9 protein-coding genes are annotated in these 7668 nt (G+C 72.3%); 6 read left to right on the top strand and 3 right to left on the bottom strand.

Annotated features, from left to right (window positions below; genetic code table 11):
• The first annotated feature begins 115 nt into the window (after positions 1-115).
• Both tsaB and ACTIFU_RS21125 read left to right on the top strand, forming a co-directional pair.
• Positions 116-709 (top strand): tRNA (adenosine(37)-N6)-threonylcarbamoyltransferase complex dimerization subunit type 1 TsaB, encoded by a 594-nt coding sequence (gene tsaB / locus ACTIFU_RS21130; RefSeq protein ID WP_439580299.1) that lies wholly within the window; start codon positions 116-118, stop codon positions 707-709.
• 5 nt (positions 710-714) lie between these two features.
• Entirely contained in the window at positions 715-1164 is a 450-nt protein-coding gene (locus ACTIFU_RS21125; RefSeq protein ID WP_439580298.1) for a GNAT family N-acetyltransferase, read from the top strand.
• Here the strand turns inward: ACTIFU_RS21125 and ACTIFU_RS21120 are convergent.
• Positions 1142-1405 carry a sulfurtransferase TusA family protein gene (locus ACTIFU_RS21120; RefSeq protein WP_439580297.1) on the bottom strand — a complete coding sequence of 88 codons (264 nt, stop codon included), beginning with the start codon at positions 1403-1405 and terminating at the stop codon, positions 1142-1144. The two genes, ACTIFU_RS21125 and ACTIFU_RS21120, sit on opposite strands and share 23 nt — an antisense overlap.
• 118 nt (positions 1406-1523) lie before the next feature.
• On the opposite strand from ACTIFU_RS21120, the gene ACTIFU_RS21115 reads away from it, so the two are divergent.
• The 4 genes from ACTIFU_RS21115 to ACTIFU_RS21100 all read left to right on the top strand — a co-directional run bounded on the left by ACTIFU_RS21115 (position 1524) and on the right by ACTIFU_RS21100 (position 5985).
• A complete protein-coding gene (locus ACTIFU_RS21115; protein WP_439580300.1) occupies positions 1524-1940 on the top strand; it encodes a MucR family transcriptional regulator in 417 nt (138 codons plus the stop codon).
• A gap of 146 nt (positions 1941-2086) precedes the next feature.
• Positions 2087-2614, top strand: coding sequence for a Fur family transcriptional regulator (locus ACTIFU_RS21110; RefSeq protein ID WP_439580296.1), 528 nt, complete (start codon positions 2087-2089; stop codon positions 2612-2614).
• Positions 2611-3489: a GNAT family N-acetyltransferase gene (locus ACTIFU_RS21105; RefSeq protein WP_439580295.1), complete on the top strand. Its 879-nt coding sequence runs from the start codon at positions 2611-2613 to the stop codon at positions 3487-3489. The genes ACTIFU_RS21110 and ACTIFU_RS21105 overlap by 4 nt, the downstream gene beginning before the upstream one ends.
• A gap of 150 nt (positions 3490-3639) precedes the next feature.
• Positions 3640-5985, top strand: coding sequence for a beta strand repeat-containing protein (locus ACTIFU_RS21100; protein WP_439580294.1), 2346 nt, complete (start codon positions 3640-3642; stop codon positions 5983-5985).
• Position 5986: 1 nt separating this feature from the next.
• Here ACTIFU_RS21100 and ccmI read toward each other — a convergent pair whose 3' ends face one another.
• Both ccmI and ACTIFU_RS21090 read right to left on the bottom strand, forming a co-directional pair.
• A complete protein-coding gene (gene ccmI / locus ACTIFU_RS21095; RefSeq protein WP_439580293.1) occupies positions 5987-7111 on the bottom strand; it encodes a c-type cytochrome biogenesis protein CcmI in 1125 nt (374 codons plus the stop codon).
• Positions 7108-7554 carry a cytochrome c-type biogenesis protein gene (locus tag ACTIFU_RS21090; protein WP_439580292.1) on the bottom strand — a complete coding sequence of 149 codons (447 nt, stop codon included), beginning with the start codon at positions 7552-7554 and terminating at the stop codon, positions 7108-7110. The genes ccmI and ACTIFU_RS21090 overlap by 4 nt, the downstream gene beginning before the upstream one ends.
• Positions 7555-7668: the final 114 nt, after the last annotated feature.

Genomic DNA, 7668 nt, shown 5'->3' with positions numbered 1-7668 from the left:
GGCCCCCGCCCCCCCCCCCCGCCCCCCGGGGGGGGGGGCCCGGCGGGGGGGGGGCCGGGGGCCCGGGGGGGGGCGGGGGGGCGGGGGCCGCGGGGGGCCCCCCCCGATTCTTGCCTTGGATTGCGCGCTTGCGCGCACCTCCGCCGCCTTCCGCGACTCCTTCGCCGAGGCCCCCGGCGGCCACGGCCAGGCGGCCGCGATCGCCATCCTCGCGCAGCAGGTCCTCGCCGACGCCACCCCCGACGCCGTCGCCGTCACCATCGGCCCCGGCAGCTTCACCGGCGTGCGCGCCGCCCTCGCGCTGGCCCGCGGCATCGCGCTCGGCGCCGGCATCCCGCTCATCCCCGTCACCACCGGCGAGGCGCTCGCGGCCGCCGCACCCGACGGCCCCGTGCTGGCCGCGATCGACAGCCGCCGCGGCCACATCTTCCTGATGCCCTTCACCGTCACCGACGGACTGCCGCATCTGACCGCCGCGCCGACCGCCTGGCGCCCCGGCGAGCCCCCGCCCCCCATCGCCCGCATCGTCGGCGACGCCGCCCCCACGCTCCGCACCGGTGCCGAGGCGACGCTTCCGGCCGCACACGACGTCGCCCGTGTCGCACTGGCGCGACTGAAGGGAACCCTCGCGCCGCTCGACGCAGCACCGCTCTACATCGATCCGCCGGCGGTGCGCCCGCCTCCCCCACCCCCCCCCGCCCCCGCGTGAGCACCATGCTCGCGCCGGCCGGCCCGGGTGTCGCCGGGCTGCTCGCCGCGCTCCACCAAGCCGCGTTCCCCGCCGATCCCTGGACCGAAACGGCGATGACCGGGCTCCTCGCCATGCCGGGAGCCTTCGCCCTGGTCGCCCTGCACGACGGCGAGCCGGCGGGACTGGTCCTGGCGCGGGTCGCCGACGACGAGGCCGAAATCATCACCCTTGGCGTCGCGCCCCGCCACGCGCGATGCGGGATCGGCCGCAGCCTCGTCGCCGCCGCCGCCGCGCAGGCCGAGGCGCGCGGCGCGACACGGCTGTTCCTCGAAGTCGCAGACACCAATCACGCCGGCCGCCGGCTCTATGTCGGCAGCGGCTTCCACGAGGTCGGCCGGCGCCGGCGCTACTACGCAGACGGAACCGATGCGGTTGTGTTGGCACGGGCGCTCAGCCCGCCTTGCGGAGCGTGACGAGCCACACGGCGGAAGGCGACTCGCGGCCCGGCGTCTCCGGCGCCACCGAAACAACCTCGTGGCCGAGGGCGTGCGCGGAGGCCGGAACGTTGCCGAGCGGCTCCGGGCCGGTCAGGCGCACTGTAGCGATCGCGCCCGCGGGCATCCGGTCGAGCAGCAACCGGGTCCGCACGAACGTCATCGGACAAGTCTCGGTTGTGATGTCGAGAAAAAACCGCTCCGCCTCGTTCTTCGGCACGTCTTGCACATCGCGGTCTGACGAAAAAGCCATCATACCTCGCAAGTGGTTGTTGCAGCTCACAACGTAATTCTCTATACACCGCCGCGACTCGTCCAGGAAGGTGAAGGCAATGGCGATGCAGGATCAGCAGTCCGACTCGAATATCCTCGAACTGACCGCCGAAATCGTCTCGGCCCATGTCAGCAACAACAGCGTGCCTCTCTCGGAACTGCCCGGCCTGATCCAGGAGGTGTTCCGCACGCTTTCGGCCGTCGGCAAGGGCGCTGCTCCGGCCGAGAAGCCGCAGCCGGCCGTGCCGGTGAAGAAGTCGGTGCACCCGGACTACATCATCTGCCTCGAGGACGGCAAGAAGCTGAAGATGCTGAAGCGCCACCTCAAGACCTCCTACAACATGACGCCTGAGCAGTACCGCGAGCGCTGGGGCCTCGGGCCCGAATACCCGATGGTGGCGCCGAACTACGCCAAGCACCGCTCGACGCTCGCGAAGAAGATCGGCCTCGGCACCAAGCCGCGCGCGGGACGGCGCGGCTGATCCGCCGGCGCCGGTCCACCGGGACCGGCGCGTCGTCATCTGCTATACCGGGGCCGGCGCGGCCCCCGGGGCGGTGAGCGGCCCGGGGGCGCACGCATTCCCGGCGGGCTGCCACCGTGTCGCCGCCGCGCGGGTGAGGAGGGCGGATGGAGAGCCGGATCGAACGCATGTGCGTCGAGCTGGGCCTGAAGATGACGGGCCAGCGCCGGGTCATCGCGCGTGTGCTCTCCGAAGCCACCGACCACCCGGATGTCGAGGAGTTGTACCGCCGCGCCAGCGCGATCGATCCGAAGGTCTCGATCGCCACCGTCTACCGGACTGTGCGGCTGCTCGAGGAGAAGGGCATCCTCGAACGACGTGATTTCGGCGAGGGCCGCGCCCGCTACGACCCGACCGATCGCGGCCATCACCACCATCTGATCGACGTGGACACCGGAAAGGTGATCGAGTTCGCCGACGAGGGCTTCGAGCGCATGGCGCGCGAGATCGCCGAGCGGCTCGGCTTCGCGCTCGCGTCCAGCCGGCTGCAGCTGTTCGGCCGGCGCGTCACGGCGGTGGTCGACACGCCCGCGCGGCACAGCTCGTCGGCGCGCCGTCCGGCCGACCCTGAGGGACGCCCCGCACCACGGCCGCGTGCGCGACACATGGACCCGAAACGAACCGGACCCGCATGACGAAGGACGTGAAGCCGCCGATGCAGTCAGTTGCCGCCGTTGACGGCCCCGGGTTCGGCGAGCTGCGCGCCAACAATCTCGGCGTGCGCATCGCCGAACGGCCGTGGGAGCTCGATGCCGCGCAGGCGCTGCGCTATCGGGTGTTCTACGATGAGATGGGCGCGCACCCGACCGAGGAGGTCGCCTCCCGCCGCCGTGACTTCGACGCGTTCGACACCGTCGCCGACCATCTGCTGGTGATCGACCATGACCGCGGCCCTGGTGCCGACAGCGTCGTCGGCACCTACCGGCTGATCCGCCGCCCGGGCGCGGCGAAGCTCGGTGCGTTCTACTCCGCGAGCGAGTACGACATCGCCCGGATCGAGGCGTTCCCGGGCGAGATCCTGGAGCTTGGCCGGTCCTGTGTCGATGCCGCCTATCGCACCCGCCCGACCCTGCAGCTGCTCTGGCGCGGCATCGCGGCCTATGTGTTCAAGCACCGGATCGACCTGATGTTCGGCTGCGCGAGCCTGCACGGCACGGACCCTGACGTGCTCGCCCCCCAGCTGACCTATCTCTGGCACAACCACCTGGCCCCGCCGGCGCTGCGCCCGCGCGCGCTGTCGGACCGCTATGTCGAGATGCGCCGGATGCCGCCCGAGGCGATCGACCTGAAGGCGGCGCTGAACGAGCTGCCGCCGCTGATCAAGGGCTATCTCAGGCTCGGCGGGTTCGTGGGTGACGGCGCGGTCACCGACGACCAGTTCAACACCACGGACGTGTGCGTGGTCGTGAAGACCGATCTCGTCACCGATAAGTACTACCGCCACTACGAGCGACGGCTGCGCGACGCGCTGGATTCCGAGGGGCGCGCCCCGGCGGCGCCGGAGGCGTAGCGGGCGGCCCCGCATACCCCGGCACTGAAGCTGGTCGCGACGGACAAAGTTGCTTGACCCGGAAAGTTTTCTAACCCCATCCTTTCCCCCGGGGAAATAAGGACGCAACCGGGGGTTGGGATGCGCAAGTGGCGACCGCGGGCAGGCACGATGTGGCGGCTTGCCTTGCTGGCCGGAGTGGCCGTGATCGCGACCCCTGCGGGGGCAGCGACGATCTCGTGGAATGCCGGCACTGGCGACTGGTTCACGGCAGCCAACTGGTTGCCGGCGGAGGTGCCGGACGGGAACGACGTCGCCCTGGTGAACAACGGCGGCACAGCCCAGGCGGCCGCCCTGTCGACCATCACCGTCCAGAGCTTCGGCTTCGGCAGCGCCAACACGACGGGTGCCATCGTCAGTGGAACGGGCCAGGTCGGCGGCGACCTGACGGCGTCGTTCGGCTTCGGCGCGGTTGGCTCGCTGATCAATGGCGACGGCAGCAGTGCGAGCGGCAGCCTGACGGTCGGCGGCAACCTGACCGGCCTCAGCGCGGTCGGCCAGGCGTTCACCCCCGCCTTCGGCTCGCCGGCGCCGTCGGTCGCGGCCGGCAGCGTGACCGTCCAGGGCGACCTGAACCTTACGGCGCAGTTCCAGGTCGGCCGGGCACTGAACGGCGGCTCGGTCGCGACCGGCACGGTCACGGTGCCGACCGGCACGATCCGGACGCAGCCCGCGGCCTCGCCAGCCTGGGAGATCGGCGTCGGATTCGGTGCGACCGGCACGGGCACCGTGACGGCCGCTGCGGTGGACACCTCGGCCCAGGCCCTCATCTTCCTGTCCCTGGGCGTCGCGAACGATGGGGGAACCGGCATCGGCACCCTGACCCTCGGCAGCGGCACACTTGACGTTGCCGGCAGTGCGTTCATTGGCGTGGCGTCGGGGGTGGGCGGTACCGTCGCGCAGGGCACGCTGACGCTCGGTGGGATGCTGAGCGCCGAGGGCACCGGGCGGTCGCTGCAGGTCGGCACCGCGGGGGGCAGTATCGTCGACGACGGCGCCAGCAGTGCCTCCGGATCGATCGCGGCGCAGGGGATCAGCGGCTTCCGCTTCGTCACGATCGGCAGCGGTGGCAGCGACGGTGACATTGTTACCGCCACCGGCACGGCGACGATCGGCGCCGGCGGAATCGTGAATGCGACCGACCCCGGCGGCACCCTGAACATCGGCATCGCCCAGGGATTGGTCGTCAACAATGCCGCCGTCGGCCCCGGCCCGACTGTGACGGGTAGCGCCACCGTCGGCGGGAACATCACCGGCTATGGCCTGGTCGATATCGGGCGGGTGCTCGTGACCGGCAGTGCCGATGGCAGCCTGGACCTCAGCAACGGCACGCTGACGAGCGACGCCCTGCGGATCGGCAGCGTCCAGGGTACCGGGGCCACGGTGACGAACGGGGCGGCCCATGCGGTCGGGCGCCTGTCGGTCACCGACGGTGCGGTCGTCACCGGGCCAGCGTCCTTCACCCCGATCGGGAGCGTCGTGTTTCCCAGCGCTGGGGTGCCGAGCACCGCCAGCGGCGAGCTCGAGCTGACACGATCCAGCTTCACCGGCGGCGTCCTGGACCTGGGGCGGGTGGGACAGGGAACCGTCCGTGCATCGGACAAAAGCGCGATCGACGTCATCGCCCTGAGCGTCGGGTCCGACGGCGGCACGGGGGCCGTCCATCTCCAGGACAGCACGCTTGCGGTCCGGGCGGATGCGGCGTTCCCTGGCACCGGCTCGATGTTTGTCGGCAGCGGCGGCGCGAACGGGCTGGTCAGCGCGACCGGCAGCACGATCACCGTAGACAATTTCCTCTCGATCACGGCGAACGCCTTCGGCACCGGGCCGCAGCTTGGCCGGATGGCGCTGACCGACAGCACGCTGTCGGTCGGCGGCTCGGTGGGGATCGGCGACTTCGGGCCGGACAGCCGCGGCGAACTGTCTCTGGTCAACAGCACCGCGACCGTCGGCGGCAATCTCCGCCTGGGCTCCAGCGCCAATTTCGGCACGCTGTTCGGCGAAGCGATGCTGGAAGTGCGCTCGAGCCTGCTGACGGTCGGCGGCGATCTGCTCATGGACGCGGGTGCGGCACCGGGATTGACGACCATCTTCGGCATCGACGGGCTCACCCGCGGCCTCGGTGGCTACGGCGCGATCGACGCCGAGACGGCCACGCTCGCCGGTCTGGTGACCGTGGATTTCGCCGGGCTCGGCGCGCCGCCGGGCGTCGGCGATTGGGTGTTCGACCTGATCGTCACCGGCACGGGGATCTTCCGCGACTTCGATTCCGTACAGTTCCTCGGCTTGGCCGACGGCTACTTCATCAGCTTCCACGGCATCGTGGACCAGAGCGAAGGCGCGATCTGGCGGGTGATCCTCGCGCAGGCCGACCCGAACGCGGTACCCGAGCCGGCGGCGCTGGCGCTGCTGCTGTTCGGGCTTGCGGGGCTCGGGCTGGCGCGCCGGCGCGTCTGACTCAGCCGCCGGCGCCGAGCGCCATCTTCTCCGCCACCACGCGCGGATCGTCCGGCAGCAGTTCGGACGCGCGGTCCAGCGCGGCGCGTGCGTCGGTCGTGCGCCCCATGACCCGGTAGGCGCGCGCGAGCCGGAGCCAGCCTTCCGCGTCGTTCGGCGTCTCGCGCAGCCGCTCGGCGAGGCGCGTCACCATGCCCTCGATCATCGCCGTGCGCTGCTCGGGCGGCAGATCGGCCATCGCCTCGATCTGCTCGCGCGTTGGACCCGGCGCGACCTGGGCACGCGCGCGCGTCTCGGCCTCGGCGATGCGCTCGGCCAGCATCGGCCGCCATGACGCATCGGGCGGCGAGAGCCGCTCGACCGCGCGGAAGCCCGCGATCGCGGCGTCCGTGTCGCCGGCCTGGAGGTCGGCCAGCGCCAGGTAGTAGCGCGCGCGGACATCGTCCGGCGCGGCCGCGCGCGCGCGTTCGAGCAGTCGTCGTGCCTCAGGAGTCACCTGGCCGTCGGTGGCAATCGCCAGCGTCTCGGCGAGGTCGATTGCGAGGCCAGGCTCGAAGCGGATCGCGAGCGCGCGCCGCCCCGCCTCCACCGCACCCGCAACGTTGCCGCGCCGTCGCTCCACGTTGGCGATCAGAGTCCAGCCGCGACGCGCGTCCTCGCTCTCGGGCGGCAGGGTGGCGATTCGTTCGCGCACCTGGGCGAGCAGTGCGTCGGTCTCGGCGCGTTCGGCCTGGCGCACCGCCTGTACCTCGGCGAAGGGGAAGGCAGGCATGCCGGGCATGCCGCGTGGCAGGTAGAGTGCGAGGGCAAGGGCCGGCAGGGCGGCGGCGATGCCGCCGATCAGCCAGCGCGCGGCGGCGGGGGTTTCGGCCTTGGCGGGGGTTTCGGGTGGGGCCGGCACGGCGGCGAGCAGGCGGCGCTGCACCTCGAGCACGGCATCGCGGTGCTCGCGGTCCGAGAGCCGGCCTTCGGCGCGGTCGCGGTCAAGCTCGGCGAGCTGGGCACGGTAGAGGGCGGCGTCGTGCGCCTCACGCGGCGGTGGCGGTCGGACGCCGCGGATCGCCGGCCACAGGATCGCGAGCACGGCAACGAAGGTGGCGGCGCCGAGGACGATCCAGTCGATCATTCGGCGGTGAGGTGCTTGAGCCGCGCGCGTTCCTCGGCGCTGAGCGGGTCGGCCTCGGGCGGGGTGGCGCGGCGGCGGCGGCGGAGGTAGGCGAGCGCACCGGCGCCGCCGGCGAGCAGAATCAGGGCGGGCGCGGCCCAGAGGCCGATGGTGACGGCGTTCACCGGTGGGCGCAGCAGCACATAGTCGCCGTAGCGGTCGGTGACGAAGGCGACAACATCCGCGTCGCTGTCGCCGGCGGCGACACGCTCGCGGACGATGCGGCGGAGGTCGCGCGCGAGATCGGCGTTGGAGTCGTCGATCGACTGGTTCTGGCAGACGAGGCAGCGCAGGCCGCGGCCGATGTCGCGGGCGCGCTCCTCCTGTGCGGGGTCGGGGAGCATCTCGCGCGGATCTAGGACCGCGTGCGCGGGAAAGCAGAGGAGCGCAAGCGAAAGGAACAAGGCGGGGGACCACGCTGGTCCCCCGCGCCCCCTGCACCTGGGGGCGCTCCCGTGGGTCGCGCCCGCGCCCCGACCAACGGGAGGGGCGCCCTCCCGGGGGGCGCGGGGGGCCTT

Origin of the sequence: Elioraea sp. (assembly GCF_051860475.1) — a bacterium.
Classification (GTDB): Bacteria; Pseudomonadota; Alphaproteobacteria; order Acetobacterales; family Acetobacteraceae; genus Elioraea.
This window is presented reverse-complemented; position numbering and strand designations above follow the sequence as displayed.